Genomic DNA, 15,942 nt, shown 5'->3' with positions numbered 1-15,942 from the left:
TCCATGTCGAAATTTTTTATCGACCGTCCCATTTTCGCCTGGGTAATTGCCCTGGTGATCATGCTGGTCGGGGCACTGTCGATCCTGAAGTTGCCCATCAACCAATACCCGGCCATCGCGCCAACCGCCATCGACATCCAGGTGACCTACCCAGGCGCGTCTGCACAAACCGTGCAGGACACCGTGGTGCAGGTCATCGAGCAACAGCTCAACGGTATCGACAACCTGCGTTATGTGGCCTCGGACAGTAACTCCGACGGCAGCATGACCATCACCGCGACGTTCAACCAAGGTACCAACCCGGACATCGCCCAGGTTCAGGTGCAGAACAAGCTCAACCTGGCGACCCCACTGCTGCCGCAAGAAGTGCAGCAGCAGGGTATCCGCGTAACCAAGTCGGTGAAGAACTTCCTGATGGTAATCGGTCTGGTGTCGGAAGACGGCAGCATGACCAAGGATGACCTGTCCAACTACATCGTTTCCAACATCCAGGACCCGATTTCCCGGACTGCGGGTGTGGGTGACTTCCAGGTATTCGGTTCGCAGTACGCCATGCGTATCTGGCTGGACCCGGCCAAGCTGAACAACTTCCAGCTCACGCCGGTCGATGTCAGCACCGCCATCTCTGCGCAGAACGTCCAGGTGGCCACCGGTCAACTGGGCGGCCTGCCTGCCCTGCCCGGCAACCAGCTGAACGCGACCATCATCGGCAAGACCCGCCTGCAAACGGCGGAGCAGTTCGGCAATATCCTGATGAAGGTCAATGCCGACGGCTCCCAGGTTCGCCTGCATGACGTTGCCCGCATCGAACTCGGCGGCCAGAACTACAGCATCAGTGCGCAGTTCAACGGCAACCCGGCTTCCGGTATGGCGATCAAGCTCGCATCGGGCGCCAACGCCCTGGACACCGCCAAGGCCATTCGTGCCACCGTGGCGTCCCTGGAACCGTTCTTCCCGCCTGGCATGAAGGCGGTGGTGCCATATGACACCACCCCGGTCGTGACCGAATCGATTTCCGGTGTGGTACACACCCTGGTCGAAGCGATCGTGCTGGTGTTCCTGGTGATGTTCCTGTTCCTGCAGAACTTCCGTGCCACCATCATCACCACCATGACCGTACCGGTGGTATTGCTGGGTACCTTCGGGATCCTCGCGGCATTTGGTTTCACCATCAATACCCTGACCATGTTCGGCATGATCCTGGCCATCGGCTTGCTGGTGGACGACGCCATCGTCGTGGTGGAGAACGTCGAGCGGGTAATGGCCGAGGAACACCTGTCGCCGAAAGAAGCGACGGTCAAGTCCATGGGCCAGATCCAGGGCGCCCTGGTGGGTATTGCCCTGGTGCTGTCGGCGGTACTGTTGCCGATGGCGTTCTTCGGCGGCTCCACCGGTGTGATCTACAAACAGTTCTCCATCACCATCGTTTCGGCCATGGCGTTGTCGGTACTGGTTGCGCTGATCTTCACCCCGGCCCTGTGCGCCACCATGCTCAAGCCGATCGATCCGGAGAAGCACGGCCAACCCAAGCGCGGTTTCTTCGGCTGGTTCAACCGCACCTTCGACCGTGGCGTCCTCAGCTACGAGCGCGGCGTGGGTAACATGATCAAGCACAAGATCCCGGCGTTCCTGGTGTACGCGCTGATCATCGCCGGCATGATCTGGCTGTTCATGCGCATCCCGGCTGCGTTCCTGCCCGATGAAGACCAGGGTGTGATCTTTGCCCAGGTGCAGACCCCGGTAGGTTCGTCGGCTGAACGTACGCAAAAAGTCATCGACGATATGCGCGCCTACCTGCTCAATGACAAGGAAGGCGAGCCAGGCGAAGGCAAAGGCGTGAAATCGGTGTTTACCGTAAACGGCTTCAACTTCGCCGGTCGTGGCCAGAGTTCGGGCCTGGCCTTCGTGATGCTCAAGCCGTGGGACGAGCGTGATGCTTCCACCTCGGTATTCGAGATTGCCAAGCGTGCCCAGGGTTACTTCATGCAGACCTTCCAGGACGCCATGGTGTTTGCCATTGTGCCGCCGTCTGTACTGGAACTCGGTAACGCCACCGGTTTCGACGTGTTCCTGCAAGACCAGGGCGGTGTCGGCCATGAAAAACTGATGGCTGCGCGTAACCAGTTCCTGGGCATGGCTGCCCAGAGCAAGATCCTGGCCGGTGTGCGCCCCAACGGCGTAAACGATGAGCCGCAATACGAGCTCACCGTGGATGACGAGAAGGCCAGCGCCCAAGGCATCACGCTGTCGAACATCAACCAGACCCTGGCGATTGCCTTGGGTGGCAGCTACGTCAACGACTTCATCGACCGTGGTCGAGTGAAGAAGGTGTACGTGCAGGGTGAAGCCGCCAGCCGGATGTCCCCGGAAGACCTGAACAAATGGTACGTGCGCAGCGACTCCGGGAAGATGGTGCCGTTGTCGGCCATCGCCTCGGGCAAGTGGATCTACGGCTCGCCGAAGCTCTCGCGTTATAACGGTGTAGCGGCGATGGAAATCCTCGGTACCCCGGCACCCGGCTACAGTACCGGTGACGCCATGGCCGAAGTTGAACGCATCGCCAAGCAATTGCCGGCGGGCGTGGGCTATGCCTGGACGGGCCTGTCGTATGAAGAACGTCTGTCCGGCTCCCAGGCGCCGGCGCTGTATGCGCTGTCGCTGCTGGTGGTGTTCCTGTGCCTCGCGGCGCTGTACGAAAGCTGGTCGATCCCGATCGCAGTAATCCTGGTGGTTCCACTGGGCGTGGTGGGTGCGTTGATCGCCACCAGCATGCGCGGCTTGTCCAACGACGTGTTCTTCCAGGTGGGCTTGTTGGTAACGGTGGGCCTGGCGGCGAAGAACGCCATTCTGATCGTCGAGTTCGCCAAGGAGCTCCACGAGCAAGGCAAAGGCATCGTCGAAGCCGCCATCGAGGCTTCCCGGATGCGTCTGCGGCCGATCATCATGACCTCCATGGCGTTCGTCCTCGGCGTATTGCCGCTGGCGATCTCCTCGGGCGCCGGCTCAGGCAGCCAGCACGCGATCGGTACCGGCGTAATTGGCGGTATGATCACGGCCACGGTATTGGCGATCTTCTGGGTGCCACTGTTCTTCGCAACTGTGTCCGCCATGGGCGAACGTAAAAAGACTGAACCTAAGCACACTTCTAAAGAGGCTGGCCAATGAGCAAGTCGCTACTTTCCTTAGCCGTCACGGCATTCGTGCTCAGTGGCTGCTCGCTGATCCCTGACTACCAGCGCCCTGAAGCGCCGGTGGCAGCTCAGTTCCCACAGGGGCCGGCGTATTCGTCGGCCCAGGCGCCGGGCCAGGCCGCCGCCGAGCAGGGCTGGAAGCAGTTTTTCCATGACCCTGCCCTGCAACAGCTGATCCAGACCGCGCTGGTGAACAACCGTGACCTGCGTGTCGCGGCCCTGAACATCGACGCCTATGCGGCGCAGTACCAGATCCAGCGTGCCGACCTGTTCCCGGCCGTATCGGCCACGGGCAGCGGAAGCCGTTCGCGCACCCCGGCCAAGCTGTCGCAGACCGGCGAATCGACCATCACCAGCCAGTACTCGGCCGGCCTCGGGATCAGTTCTTATGAGCTGGACCTGTTCGGTCGTGTGCGCAGCCTGAGTGAAGAAGCCCTGCAAAAGTACTTCGCCACTGAAGAAGCGCGGCGCAGCACCCAGATCAGCCTGGTGGCCAGTGTGGCGAATGCCTACCTGACCTGGCAGGCCGACAAGGAACTGCTCAAGCTGACCCAGGACACCCTGGGTGCGTACGAGCAGAGCTTCAAGCTGACCTCGCGCAGCAACGAAGTCGGCGTGGCCTCGGCCCTCGACCTCAGCCAGGCGCGCACCTCGGTGGAAAACGCCCGCGTAGCACTGGCGCGCTATACCCGCCAGGTGGCCCAGGACGAAAACAGCCTGACCCTGCTGCTGGGCACCGGCCTGCCAGCGAATATCGCCAGCAAGCCGCTGTCGGATGACCTGCTCAGCGACGTCCCGGCCGGCTTGCCCTCGGACCTCCTGCAACGTCGTCCCGACATCGTGCAGGCCGAGTACAACCTCAAGGCCGCCAACGCCAACATCGGTGCGGCCCGTGCAGCGTTCTTCCCGAGCATCAGCCTGACCGCCAGCGCCGGCACCGCCAGCCCTACCCTGGGCGGCCTGTTTAAAGGCGGTTCGGGCACCTGGTCGTTCGCCCCGCAGATCAACATCCCGATCTTCAACGCCGGCAGCCTGCGCGCCAGCCTGGACTACTCGAAGATCCAGAAAGAGATCAACGTGGCGAACTACGAGAAGGCGATCCAGACCGGCTTCCAGGAAGTCTCCGACGGCCTCGCCGCGCGTGAGACCTACAAGCAGCAGCTGGAAGCCCAGCGTGGCTTCGTCGCGGCCAACCAGGATTACTACCGCCTGGCCGAGCGTCGCTACCGCATCGGTGTCGACAGCAACCTGACCTTCCTCGACGCCCAGCGCCAACTGTTCAGTGCCCAGCAATCGCTGATCACCGACCGCCTGGCGCAGCTGACCAGCGAGGTCAACCTGTACAAGGCCCTCGGCGGTGGCTGGAACGAGCAGACCGCGAAGAACGAACCGCTGAAAGAAGAAGCACCGGCGTTGAAGTTGTTCTGATAGCGCCGTTGTAATCAAAACCGCTTCCTTTACTGGAAGCGGTTTTTTTATGCCAGGTCATCGGTGCTTTGCGATAGCCAGAATGTTTTTGTGACAGCGGGCTTGGTTTGGGGCTGCTTCGCAGCCCAACGCGGGGCAAGCCCGCTCGCCACAAAACTCTCCCGCCTTGCTTTGCGCTCAACCTTTCAGGGTAAAATCTGTCACAGATTCTTACAGACCACAGAGGGAGCTTGTCGTAATGATCGTAGGAATCGACTTGGGGACCACAAACAGTCTCGCAGCCGTCTGGCGCGGTGATGCCGCCGAAATGGTGCCCAATGCCCTGGGCCAGTTGCTGACCCCCAGCGTGGTCGGGCTGGATGACCAAGGCCGTGTCCTGGTAGGCCAGGCCGCCAAAGAGCGCCTGCACACCCACCCGCACCTGACCACCTCGCTGTTCAAGCGCTACATGGGCAGCGCCACCGAAGTGCGCCTGGGCGACCGCTCGTTCCGCCCCGAAGAACTCTCGGCGTTGGTGCTCAAAAGCCTCAAGGAGGACATCGAGCGTACCTACGGCCAAACCGTCACCGACGCAGTGATCAGCGTGCCCGCCTACTTCAGCGACGGCCAACGCAAGGCCACGCGCATCGCCGGTGAACTGGCGGGGCTCACCGTTGAGAAACTGATCAACGAACCGACCGCAGCGGCCCTGGCCTACGGCCTGCATCAGCGTGATAAAGAAACCTCGTTCCTGGTCTTCGACCTCGGCGGTGGCACCTTTGACGTGTCGATCATCGAGTTGTTCGACGGCGTGATGGAGGTCCGCGCCAGCGCCGGCGACAACTTCCTCGGTGGCGAAGACTTCGACACCCTGTTGCTCGAACACTTTGTCGACAGCCAACGTAACGCCACAGGTTTCCCGCCCACCCGCACTGTGCTGCAAGCCCTGCGCCGCGAAGCCGAGCGCGTGCGCAAAGCCCTGGGCCAGGATGACAGTGCTGAGTTCGCCCTGCGTGTCGACGGCCAGCAATGGGTTAAAACCGTCACCCAACAGGAGTTGGCCAAGCTCTACACCCCGCTGCTGGAGCGCTTGCGCGCGCCGATCGAACGCGCCCTGCGCGATGCGCGGATTCGGGTCGGCGACCTGGATGAAATCCTATTGGTGGGCGGCACCACGCGCATGCCGCTGGTACGCAAACTCGCCGCCGGCCTGTTCGGGCGCTTCCCCTCCATCAGCCTCGATCCCGACCAGGTGGTCGCCCACGGCGCGGCGATCCAGGCCGCGCTCAAGGCGCGCTCCGCCGCCCTCGAAGAAGTGGTGCTGACCGACGTCTGCCCCTACACCCTGGGCATCGAAACCTCGAACCAGTACGGCGGCCATATCGAAAGCGGCCATTACCTGCCGTTGATCGAACGCAACAGCAGCGTGCCGGTGAGCCGGGTCAAAAGTGTGGTCACCCTGCACGACGACCAGACCCGCGTGCTGCTGAAGATCTACCAAGGCGAAAGCCGCCTGGTCAAAGACAACATTGAGCTGGGCCAACTGGATATTCCCGTGCCCAAGCGCAAGGCCGGTGAAGTGTCCCTGGACGTGCGTTTCACCTACGACAACAACGGCCTGCTGGAAGCCCAGGTGAATATCCCGCTGACCGGCGAGCAGCATTCGCTGGTGATCGAGAACAACCCCGGCGTGCTCAACCCGCAGGAGATCCAGCAACGCCTGCAAGCCCTGGCGCAATTGAAGGTCCACCCACGCGACCAGCAGGTCAACACCGTGCTCGTCGCCCGCCTCGAACGGCTCTACCAGGAAAACCTCGGCGAGCTGCGCGAACAGCTCGGCCATTGGGCGGCGCAGTTCCAGCAGGTACTCGACACCCAGGACGAACGCCGCATCCGCGAAGCGCGCAGCGAACTGACCCGTCAACTTGAGCAACTCGACAACGGGTTCTGGCGCTGAGGGAACACCGATGGATTGCTGGACCGTACTGCAACTGCCGGATGACGCCGACGAGCGCAGCATCAAGCGCAGCTATGCGCGGCTGCTGAAAAGCTGCCGCCCGGACGACGATGCCCAAGGCTTCCAGCGCCTGCGCGAAGCCTATGAACACGCGCTGAGTGAAGCACGCTGGCGGGCTGATAACGAAGAGGCAGAACGCATCCAGGCGCCCGTGGCCGACGCGGTCTACGGAAACCTGAATGACCTGGCCGAACTGATGAACATCAGCCCCGTCAGCCCTGCGCCCTTCGAAGCCCACACACCCGACCCGGCCCAGGCTCTGCTCGACGGCCTCAACGCGCGTAACCTCGATGAACGCTGGGCCCAGGCTCGGCAACAGGGCTGCACCGATGCGTTCCAGGCCGGCCTGTTGCGCCATTGTTTCGAAGCACCGGGCGAACGCAGCGCCATCGCCGGTTGGGCCGCGCAACACCTGGAATGGCTGACCCCCTGGCAGCAGGTGGCGATGACGTCCTGGCAATACGAAGCGCTGACCGGCGAACTGCTGCAAGACTACCGCCGCACCCTGCAGGAACTCCTGGAGCAAAAGGCCGAGCGCGAGTTCATCACCCAGCTCACGCAGTACAACGACCAACCCTGGCTGCGGGTGTTCGACCTGCAACAGCAGTGGCAACGTATCGTCCTACACCTGCTGCATGACACCCAATGGAGCGTGCCGCTGTTCGAGCGCGTGTGCCAGGCCTTCGGCTGGGACGACCAGAAAGGCGTCTACCCGGAACCGGCGTGGATGTGGCGCGAATTGGTGTCGCGTTGCGAGCAGGAAAGCTTCTACGCCAGCTTACAAGACAAGGCCCAGGATACGACATGGAAATCCGCCGACGCCATGGCGGCGCGCCTGCTGCTCACGCCAATGTCAGCGACACAACAAAAACAGATGACGGAGCGCTTCGACAGTAACGCCTGGAATGCCTGTCAGCATCTGGCCGAAATCCTGACCTGGCGCTACCCGCAGTTGGTTGAGCGGCTCCCCCAGGCCAATGTGTTTTTTTGGCGAGAGCTCCTCCCCAGGCCGGTATCCCATCACAGTTGGATACGGGTATGGGGCGGCCTGGCGTTGGCAGCCGCCTTGGCCGTTTCCCCCCATACAAAAATGGATAGGCTCAGCGATGCCGTCATTGTCGTGATACTGACCTTTGTGCCTGCCATTATCGGCATCCGTGGCACTCAATTGTGGGCGGTCCTGACATCACAGCTGATCGTCCAGGACCTGTGGCTCAGCAAGCGCTTGCTGCCGTCACGGTTCAACCCCCATCAACACTGGCTGGTGCTGCGCCACGGCATTCCTCAAGTGGGCATGCTGCTGATGTTCGGCTTGTTGCTGGGCGTAATAGGCATGCTGACGTACTTGGGGATGATCGGCATCCATCTGTTCCACAGCAGGCGTATCGGCAAAGTGAATGAGCATGTCGAGCACTTTTACCCTTGGGTCAGCGGCTTGCATTGGGCGCACTGGAGTCCGCTGCAGGTGGCTTTCCTGGCCGTGATGGCAGCGGTCACCCTACTCTGCCAGAGGTACTTGCCAGAGATCCCGTGGACGAGCCTGCTCTACTTCCTCTGAGCCATTGAACCGGCGCCTCCTTGACAAAGGGAGGCCCGGTAACTTGCGTTCGATCATCGCCCACAACCCGCCCACCCCCGATTGAACCGCCCCCGCACCGCCCCGCACCATGGCCGCCACCTGCATAAACCCAATAACAACAGGCCTACCACCATGAGCACTTTTCACCCGCGCCGGCTCCTGCTGGCCACCACTATCGCCAGTCTTGCCATGCCCGTCGTCGCCGAAGAACACGGTTTTCTGGAGGACGCCAGCGCCAACCTCAACCTGCGTAATTTCTTCTTCAACCGCAATTTCACCAACCCGACCAAGACCCAGGGCGGCGCACAGGAGTGGACGCAGAGTTTCATCCTCGATGCCAAGTCCGGCTTTACCCAGGGCACCGTCGGTTTCGGGGTGGATGTGCTGGGGTTGTACTCGTTGAAGCTCGATGGCGGGCGCGGTACCGGTGGCACCCAGCTGTTGCCGCTGGACCACGATGGCCGCCCTGCGGATGAATTCGGGCGTCTCGGCGTGGCGTTCAAGGCGCGTATTTCCAAGACCGAAGTAAAGGTCGGCGAATGGATGCCGGTGTTGCCGATCCTGCGTGCGGACGATGGCCGCTCCCTGCCGCAAACCCTGCGCGGCGGGCAGATCACGTCGAAGGAAATCGACGGTCTGACCCTGTACGGCGGCCAGTTCCGCGCCAACAGCCCGCGAGACGACAGCAGCATGTCGGACATGTCGATGGTCGGCAAAACCGCGTTCACCTCGGACCGCTTCAACTTCCAGGGCGGCGAGTACGCCTTCAACGACAAACGCACGCAGATCGGTCTGTGGAACGCCCAGCTCAAGGACATCTACAGCCAACAGTTCGTCAACCTGATCCACAGCCAGCCCGTGGGCGACTGGACCCTCGGCGCCAACCTCGGGTTCTTCTACGGCAAGGACGACGGCAGCGCCCGCGCCGGCGACCTGGACAACAAGACCTGGTCCGGCCTGTTCTCGGCCAAGTATGGCGGCAACACCTTCTACGTCGGCCTGCAAAAACTCACCGGCAACAGCGCGTGGATGCGCGTCAACGGCACCAGCGGCGGCACCCTCGCCAACGACAGCTACAACTCGAGTTACGACAACGCCGAGGAAAAATCCTGGCAAGTACGCCACGACTACAACTTCGCCGCCCTCGGTGTACCGGGCCTGACCCTGATGAACCGCTATATCAGCGGCAGCAACGTGCACACGGGCACCATCACCGACGGCAAGGAATGGGGTCGCGAAAGCGAATTGGGCTACACCGTGCAAAGCGGCGCGATGAAAAACCTTATGGTGCGCTGGCGCAATTCCAGCATGCGCCGCGATTACAGCAACAACGAGTTCGATGAAAACCGGTTGATCGTCAGTTACCCGATAAGTCTGCTGTAATCCAGCGCGACACTTACTGTATCGTGCGCGCCTGCCGCTGCTGATCCGCCCAGCAGCGGCCTCTTATTCGAGCCTGCGCACACCATGAAATCCTTTGCCTTAGCAAACGCCGTGCTTGCCCTGGTCTTATGCCTCAGCGGCTGTATCGGAGCGCCCATCGCCCTGACAACGCAGACCGAGCAACGCCTGCAAGCCGAGGCGCCGATCCGTTTTTTGCTGACCTTCGACGATGGCCCCAGTGCTTCGGGCTACGACAACCCCAGCCGTTCAGTGGTCGCCGACCTGGCACACAACCCGGTGCTGCCGGGGATCAAGGCGGTGTTCTTCCTGCAGACCGAAGCGGCCCGCTCCGGCGGCAGCTCCAGGGGGCGCAAGACCATGGAACGCGAGTATGCGGGCGGCCATATCCTGGCGTTCCATACGGCGACGGCGTTTCATACCAACCATCGCTGGCTGAGCAATACCGAACTGGAAAGCACCCTCACCCAGGGCGCGGCGGATATCGCCTCGATCACCGGCGCACCGCCCGTGCTGGTGCGCCCGCCGTTCTGGAACTACGACCGGCGCACCTTCGCCGCCTACCAGCGCCATGGCATGCAGGTCTTGCTGACCGACCTGAGCGCCAATGACGGCAAGATCTGGGGCTTCAACGGCAGCCCACGCCGCCGCGCCAACCTGTACCGACAACTGTCGGTGGTGCGCGAGCGCATCGCACTGGACGAATTGCCCACGGTGGACGGCGTGATACCGGTGGTGGTGACCTTCCACGACATCAACCGCTACACCGCGCGGCATATGCAGGAATACCTGCAGATCCTGCTGGACAGCGCCCGAGTCAACGGCATGAAGACCGCCACCGAACCGTTCTACACAGATACGGCCGCCCTGCAACGCGCGGCGCTGGCGCGTACGGTCAAAGATGTGAATGAAGCCGTGCATCTGCCGGGCGTGTGGAATTGGGTGTGGGACGCAGACTCCCACTGATCACTCGCGCGACTCGACACCCAGCTCATCCCATACAGACTCCGCCAGGTGAAACGTGGCATTAGCCGCCGGAATCCCGCAATAGATCGCACTCTGCATCAGTACTTCCTTGATCTCGGCGCGGCTCACGCCGTTACTGGCCGCCGCACGCAAATGCAGCTTCAACTCTTCACTGCGGTTCATGCCGATCAGCATGGCGATGGTGATCAGGCTGCGGGTGTGCCGAGGCAGCCCGGGGCGGGTCCAAATATCACCCCAGGCGTGGCGGGTGATCATCTCTTGGAACTCGCTGTTGAACTCGGTCAGGGCATTGAGGCTGCGGTCGACATGGGCATCGCCCAGCACTTCGCGGCGCACTTGCAGGCCATCGGCATAACGTTGTTTCTCGTCCACAAAAAACTCCTGCTTCAATAAGATTTCAACTCGCCACAACAGCTGCCTCAGCGGGCCAGCAGAAACTGGATAACCCGGTCACTGAATGCAGCACCGGCCTGTACGTTGGACAGGTGCGCGGCGTAGAACTCGGCGTATTCGGCGCCCTGTACATGGTGCTGGATAAAGTGACCACCGGCCGGTGGGGTGACCGCGTCTTCAGTGCCGGCAATCACCAGGGTTGGCGCCTTGATCTTCGACACCTGCTCACGGAAATCCGCATCACGCACGGCGGCACAGTTGGCCGCGTATCCTTGGGGCGAAGTCGCGGCAAGCATGTCGGTGATCTGCTTGGCCTGGTGCGGGCTGGCCGCCGCAAAATCGGCGGTGAACCAGCGTGCAATCGATGCATCGCGCAAGGCCACCATGGCTGCCGCGCCGTCGCGCAGGACCATCTCGATCCGTGGGTTCCAGATCTCCGGTGTGCCGATTTTGGCGGCGGTGTTGCACACCACCAGGCGGTGCAGGCGCTCACCCGCGTTAATCCCCAGCCATTGGCCGATCAAGCCGCCCATGGACAGCCCGCAAAAATGCGCACGCTGAATATCCAGCGCATCCAGCAGAGCGATCACGTCGTGGCCCAGTTGCTCGATGCTGTAGGGTCCCTCAGTCACCAGGGATTTACCGTGGCCACGGGTGTCAAAACGCAACACCCGGAAATGCTTGGTCAACGCCGGGATCTGGATGTCCCACATGTGCAGGTCGGTGCCCAGCGAGTTGGACAGCACCAGCACCGGCGCATCCACGGGGCCATCAAGTTGGTAATGCAGTTCGCCCTCGGCGAGTTGTACGAAAGCCACAGCGTTCTCCTTAGGCGGTCAGTGCAAAGTGTTCGGTGACAGCGCGAGTGACCCAGGTGGTTGACTGGCCCAGATAGTGGGCCGGGTCGAGCAGGCGGTCCAACTCAGGGGCGGACAGCTCGGCGGTGACCTGCGGTTCGTCCGCCAGCACCGCGCGCAAGTGGCGCCCCTCGGAGACGGCGCGTTTGCAGCATTGCTCCAGCAGGTGGTGCGCGGTTTCCCGGCCCAGGCGCTGGGCAAGCACGATACTGACGGCCTCTGCCAGCACCAGGCCTTGGGTCAGGTCGAGGTTGTGGGCCATGCGTCCAGGGTCGACTTCCAACCCTTCGCTCACCAGCAGCGCTTGTTTCAGGGCACCGGAAACCAGGCGGCAAATCTCCGGCAAGGTCTCCCATTCGGCGTGCCACAGGCCCAGGCTGCGTTCGTGTTCCTGGGGCATGGCGCTGAACATCGTCGCCACCAGGCCGGGCACGCGCGTGGCGGTGCTGATCAGCACGGCGGCGCCGACCGGGTTGCGTTTGTGGGGCATGGTCGACGAACCGCCTTTGCCGGGCGCCGACGGCTCGAAGACTTCGGCCGCTTCGGTTTGCATCAGCAGGCTGATATCGCGGCCCAGTTTGCCGAGGCTGCCGGCGATCAGGCCCAACACGGCGGCAAACTCCACCAGACGATCGCGCTGGGTGTGCCAGGGTTGTTCAGGCAAGCTCAGTTGCAGTTCAGCCGCCAGCGCCTCGGCCACCGGCATGGCGTGTTCACCGAGTGCCGCCAACGTCCCCGACGCGCCGCCGAATTGCAGCACCAGCAAACGCGGTTTCAGTTCTTCCAAGCGCTGGCGACTGCGCGTCACCGCGCCCAGCCAACCGGCAATCTTCATCCCCAAGGTGACCGGCGTTGCGTGCTGCAACCAGGTACGCCCGGCCAACGGTGTCGTCGCATAACGCTGGGCCTGGGCGGCCAGCACGTCGCCCAGACGCGCCAGGTCCGTGTCGATCAACCCCAGCGCCCGCCGCAGTTGCAGCACCAGCCCGGTGTCCATCACGTCCTGGCTGGTCGCGCCCAGGTGCACATAGCGCTCGGCCCCAGCATCCTCACTGGCAATCAGCTTGCCCAGCGCCTTCACCAGCGGAATCGCCGAATTCCCCGCCGTGGCAATCGCCGCGCCGAGGGCATCCACGTCGTACAGCGAGGCCAGGCACGCCTGGGCAATCGGCGCCACGGCGGCCTGCGGGATTACCCCCACCTGGGCCTGCGCCCGAGCGAGCGCGGCTTCGAAATCGAGCATGCCCTGCAAGCGTCCCTGGTCGCAGAACACCTCGGCCATGCTGTCAGCGGTGAAGTAAGCGTCGAACAGTTGATTGCTCGTGCGCAGTGTCATAACTCATCCCTTACAAATCGTGATGCAGGTACGCCGCCTGTTTCGGCAGGCGCAAGCTGAACAGGAAAGCCACCGCCATCATCGCGGTGACGTACCAATAGAAAGTGTTTTCCATGCCGATGGATTTCAGGCTCAGCGCGACGACTTCCGCCGAACCACCAAACACCGCATTAGCCACCGCATACGCCAGCCCCACGCCCAAAGCACGCACCTGGGGCGGGAACATCTCCGCTTTGACCAGGCCGCTGATGGAGGTGTAGAAGCTGACAATCGCCAGGGCCAGGGTGATCAGCACAAACGCCAGGAACGGGCTGGTGACGGTCTTCAAGGTCAGCAGGATCGGCACCGTGAACAGGGTGCCGAGGCCTGCGAACCAGAGCATCGAATTACGTCGGCCGATCTTGTCCGCCAACATACCGAAGAGCGGCTGCATGCACATATAGAGGAACAGTGCGCCGGTCATGATGTAGCTCGACGTCTTGGCGTGCATGCCCACGGTGTTCACCAGGTACTTTTGCATGTAAGTGGTGAAGGTGTAGAAAATCAGCGAGCCACCGGCGGTGTAGCCGAGCACCGTAACGAACGCTTTGCCGTGGTCGCGAAACAGCGCGACGATGCTGCCGGCGTCCTTGTCTTCACGCATTTCCTTGCTGGTGGTTTCCTTGAGGGTGCGACGCAGCAGCAGGGAAATCACCGCCGCAATCGCACCGATCACGAACGGAATCCGCCAGCCCCAGGCGCGCAACTCTTCTTCAGTGAGGATCTGTTGCAGGATCACCACCACCAGCACCGCCAACAGTTGGCCACCGATCAGGGTCACGTACTGGAACGAGGCGAAAAACCCACGCTGGCCCTTGAGCGCGACTTCACTCATGTAGGTCGCGGTGGTGCCATATTCGCCCCCCACCGACAGGCCCTGGAACAGCCGCGCCACCAGCAGCAAGGCCGGGGCCCAGGCGCCGATGTCTTTGTAGGTGGGCAAAAAGGCAATGACCAGGGAACCGGCGCACATCATCAGCACCGAGATCATCATCGAACTCTTGCGCCCGTGCTTGTCGGCAACCCGGCCGAACAGCCAGCCGCCGATGGGGCGCATCAGAAAGCCGGCGGCGAACACGCCAGCAGTGTTGAGCAGTTGGACCGTGGGGTCATCCGACGGGAAAAACGCCGGGGCGAAGTAAATGGCGCAGAAGGCATAGACGTAGAAGTCGAACCATTCGACCAGGTTGCCGGAGGAGGCACCGACAATCGCAAAGATCCGTTTGCTACGTTCTTCTCCGGTGTAGTGACTGGTGGTGGTTGTCATGGTTTTTTTCACTCAGTGGGAACGGTTATAGCCTAGACATACTTTGCAACAACCATGTTCCGCAAGCAGACTTTTGAGTAGGCAGTGCCTGAACCGGCCCCATCGGGGCAAGCCCCCTCCCACCTTTTGACCGCGCCGCCTATCAAATGTGGGAGGGGGCTTGCCCCCGATGAGGCCCTGACAAGCGACTCAGTAATCGAAGAACACCGTTTCCTTATCTGTCCCCTGCAAAATCACATTCCACTGATGCACACCCGCCGCATCCGGCTTGGCAATCAACGTGCCGCGCCGCTCTGCGGGCACACACGCCAACAATGGGTCATCCCCATTCAACGCCTCGCCCTCGAAATAAATCCTCGTCAGCAGGTGCTTCACTAGCCCACGGGCAAACACCAGCACCACCAGGTGCGGCGCCTGGGTCGTGCCCTGCAGGCCCGGCACGCTGCCTGGCTTGATCGTGGTAAAGCGGAAACGCCCTTCGGCATCCACCGGCACCCGGCCAAAGCCTTCGAAATTCGGGTCCAGCGCCTTGTCCTGCTCATCTTCAGGGTGGTCGTACTTGCCGGCGGCATTGGCCTGCCAGACTTCGAGCATGGCGTCGTTGACAACATCACCGTTGCCGTCCACCACTTGCCCGCTGATCGCCACGCGCTCACCGAGGGTGGCGGCGACGGTCAAGTCTTCGCGGTTCAGCCAGGTCAGGCCGATGTGGTAGTACGGCCCGACGGTGTGGGACGTGGTCGCGTTGAGTGTCATCTCATTTCTCCATCGGCGTGGCGTCGCGGCCGCGCAGGACGATGTCCCAGCGGTAGCCGAGGGCATAGGAAGGAATGGTCTTTTCCAAATCGAAACGGGCGATCAGGCGTTCCTTGGCGCTGGTATCCGGTACGCAGTTGTAGATCGGGTCGTATTCCAGCAGCGGGTCGCCAGGGAAATACATCTGCGTCACCAGGCGCGTCAGCACGCTCGGGCCGAACAGCGAAAAGTGGATATGCGCCGGGCGCCACGCGTTGTGGTGGTTGCCCCATGGGTAGGCACCGGGCTTGATGGTCTGGAACTGGTACCAGCCATCGGCGTCGGTGACGGTGCGCCCGGTGCCGGTGAAGTTCGGGTCCAGCGGCGCATCGTGCAGGTCACGCTTGTGGTTGTAGCGACCGGCGGCGTTGGCCTGCCAGATCTCCACGAGAATGCCCGGCACCGGCAGGCCGTTTTCATCCAGCACGCGACCGTGAATGATGATGCGTTCACCCAGGGGCTCGCCGTCGTGTTGGGCAGTGAGGTCGTTGTCCTTCTCGCTGACTCGCTCGGCACCGATGGTCGGGCCGGTGATTTCCGACAAGGAATGGGGCAGAAACACCAACGGCTGGGACGGCGAACGCAGGTTCGTCGACTGATAGGCCGGGTGCAGGTAATCAGGTTGAGTGCCCGCTTGCGGGCGCCGGTAACCGGGCTTGTCACTCATGGAGCA

12 protein-coding genes are annotated in these 15,942 nt (G+C 62.2%); 6 read left to right on the top strand and 6 right to left on the bottom strand.

Going from position 1 to position 15,942, the window contains the following annotated elements; genetic code table 11:
• Positions 1-3: 3 nt before the first annotated feature.
• The 6 genes from M2397_RS03880 to M2397_RS03855 all read left to right on the top strand — a co-directional run bounded on the left by M2397_RS03880 (position 4) and on the right by M2397_RS03855 (position 10,561).
• Positions 4-3,165, top strand: coding sequence for an efflux RND transporter permease subunit (locus M2397_RS03880; protein WP_184744403.1), 3,162 nt, complete (start codon positions 4-6; stop codon positions 3,163-3,165).
• Complete coding sequence (adeC, locus tag M2397_RS03875) at positions 3,162-4,619, top strand: AdeC/AdeK/OprM family multidrug efflux complex outer membrane factor (RefSeq protein WP_065928271.1); 1,458 nt, start codon at positions 3,162-3,164, stop codon at positions 4,617-4,619. Before M2397_RS03880 ends, adeC begins: the two co-directional genes overlap by 4 nt.
• Positions 4,620-4,857: 238 nt before the next feature.
• Complete coding sequence (locus tag M2397_RS03870) at positions 4,858-6,555, top strand: molecular chaperone HscC (RefSeq protein ID WP_131697176.1); 1,698 nt, start codon at positions 4,858-4,860, stop codon at positions 6,553-6,555.
• Positions 6,556-6,565: 10 nt separating this feature from the next.
• The gene (locus M2397_RS03865) at positions 6,566-8,173 is read left to right on the top strand and encodes a J domain-containing protein (RefSeq protein ID WP_167656534.1); all 1,608 of its coding nucleotides are present in this window, start codon (positions 6,566-6,568) and stop codon (positions 8,171-8,173) included.
• Between the two features lie 153 nt (positions 8,174-8,326).
• The gene (locus tag M2397_RS03860; RefSeq protein WP_259242317.1) at positions 8,327-9,577 is read left to right on the top strand and encodes an OprD family porin; all 1,251 of its coding nucleotides are present in this window, start codon (positions 8,327-8,329) and stop codon (positions 9,575-9,577) included.
• A gap of 84 nt (positions 9,578-9,661) precedes the next feature.
• Positions 9,662-10,561 carry a polysaccharide deacetylase family protein gene (locus M2397_RS03855; protein ID WP_131697179.1) on the top strand — a complete coding sequence of 300 codons (900 nt, stop codon included), beginning with the start codon at positions 9,662-9,664 and terminating at the stop codon, positions 10,559-10,561.
• Here the strand turns inward: M2397_RS03855 and pcaC are convergent, their stop codons facing one another.
• From pcaC to pcaH, 6 genes are all read right to left on the bottom strand, one after another.
• Entirely contained in the window at positions 10,562-10,954 is a 393-nt protein-coding gene (gene pcaC, locus M2397_RS03850) for a 4-carboxymuconolactone decarboxylase (protein ID WP_184744407.1), read from the bottom strand.
• Between the two features lie 47 nt (positions 10,955-11,001).
• Complete coding sequence (pcaD, locus tag M2397_RS03845; protein ID WP_145334968.1) at positions 11,002-11,793, bottom strand: 3-oxoadipate enol-lactonase; 792 nt, start codon at positions 11,791-11,793, stop codon at positions 11,002-11,004.
• Positions 11,794-11,803: 10 nt separating this feature from the next.
• Positions 11,804-13,168: a 3-carboxy-cis,cis-muconate cycloisomerase gene (locus M2397_RS03840; RefSeq protein ID WP_259242316.1), complete on the bottom strand. Its 1,365-nt coding sequence runs from the start codon at positions 13,166-13,168 to the stop codon at positions 11,804-11,806.
• 10 nt (positions 13,169-13,178) lie between these two features.
• Entirely contained in the window at positions 13,179-14,474 is a 1,296-nt protein-coding gene (locus M2397_RS03835) for an MFS family transporter (protein WP_184744411.1), read from the bottom strand.
• 189 nt (positions 14,475-14,663) lie between these two features.
• Positions 14,664-15,230, bottom strand: a complete 567-nt coding sequence (gene pcaG / locus M2397_RS03830) for a protocatechuate 3,4-dioxygenase subunit alpha (protein ID WP_027604404.1) — start codon at positions 15,228-15,230, stop codon at positions 14,664-14,666.
• Between the two features lies 1 nt (position 15,231).
• Positions 15,232-15,936 carry a protocatechuate 3,4-dioxygenase subunit beta gene (pcaH, locus tag M2397_RS03825; protein ID WP_027604405.1) on the bottom strand — a complete coding sequence of 235 codons (705 nt, stop codon included), beginning with the start codon at positions 15,934-15,936 and terminating at the stop codon, positions 15,232-15,234.
• Positions 15,937-15,942 lie beyond the last annotated feature (6 nt).

The sequence above is a fragment of the Pseudomonas sp. BIGb0381 genome (assembly GCF_024809815.1).
In the GTDB taxonomy this organism is placed as follows: Bacteria; Pseudomonadota; Gammaproteobacteria; order Pseudomonadales; family Pseudomonadaceae; genus Aquipseudomonas.
The sequence above is the reverse complement of the archived record's forward strand: the minus strand, read 5'-3'. Positions and strand labels throughout refer to the sequence as shown.

Excerpts from the sequence above, each read along its gene's own strand:
- pcaH (WP_027604405.1), bottom strand. The coding sequence starts at position 15,936 with ATGAGTGACAAGCCCGGTTACCGGCGCCCGCAAGCGGGCACTCAACCT.
- M2397_RS03840 (WP_259242316.1), bottom strand. The coding sequence starts at position 13,168 with ATGACACTGCGCACGAGCAATCAACTGTTCGACGCTTACTTCACCGCT.
- pcaG (WP_027604404.1), bottom strand. The coding sequence starts at position 15,230 with ATGACACTCAACGCGACCACGTCCCACACCGTCGGGCCGTACTACCAC.
- M2397_RS03860 (WP_259242317.1), top strand. The coding sequence starts at position 8,327 with ATGAGCACTTTTCACCCGCGCCGGCTCCTGCTGGCCACCACTATCGCC.
- M2397_RS03865 (WP_167656534.1), top strand. The coding sequence starts at position 6,566 with ATGGATTGCTGGACCGTACTGCAACTGCCGGATGACGCCGACGAGCGC.
- M2397_RS03835 (WP_184744411.1), bottom strand. The coding sequence starts at position 14,474 with ATGACAACCACCACCAGTCACTACACCGGAGAAGAACGTAGCAAACGG.
- M2397_RS03855 (WP_131697179.1), top strand. The coding sequence starts at position 9,662 with ATGAAATCCTTTGCCTTAGCAAACGCCGTGCTTGCCCTGGTCTTATGC.
- M2397_RS03870 (WP_131697176.1), top strand. The coding sequence starts at position 4,858 with ATGATCGTAGGAATCGACTTGGGGACCACAAACAGTCTCGCAGCCGTC.
- M2397_RS03880 (WP_184744403.1), top strand. The coding sequence starts at position 4 with ATGTCGAAATTTTTTATCGACCGTCCCATTTTCGCCTGGGTAATTGCC.
- adeC (WP_065928271.1), top strand. The coding sequence starts at position 3,162 with ATGAGCAAGTCGCTACTTTCCTTAGCCGTCACGGCATTCGTGCTCAGT.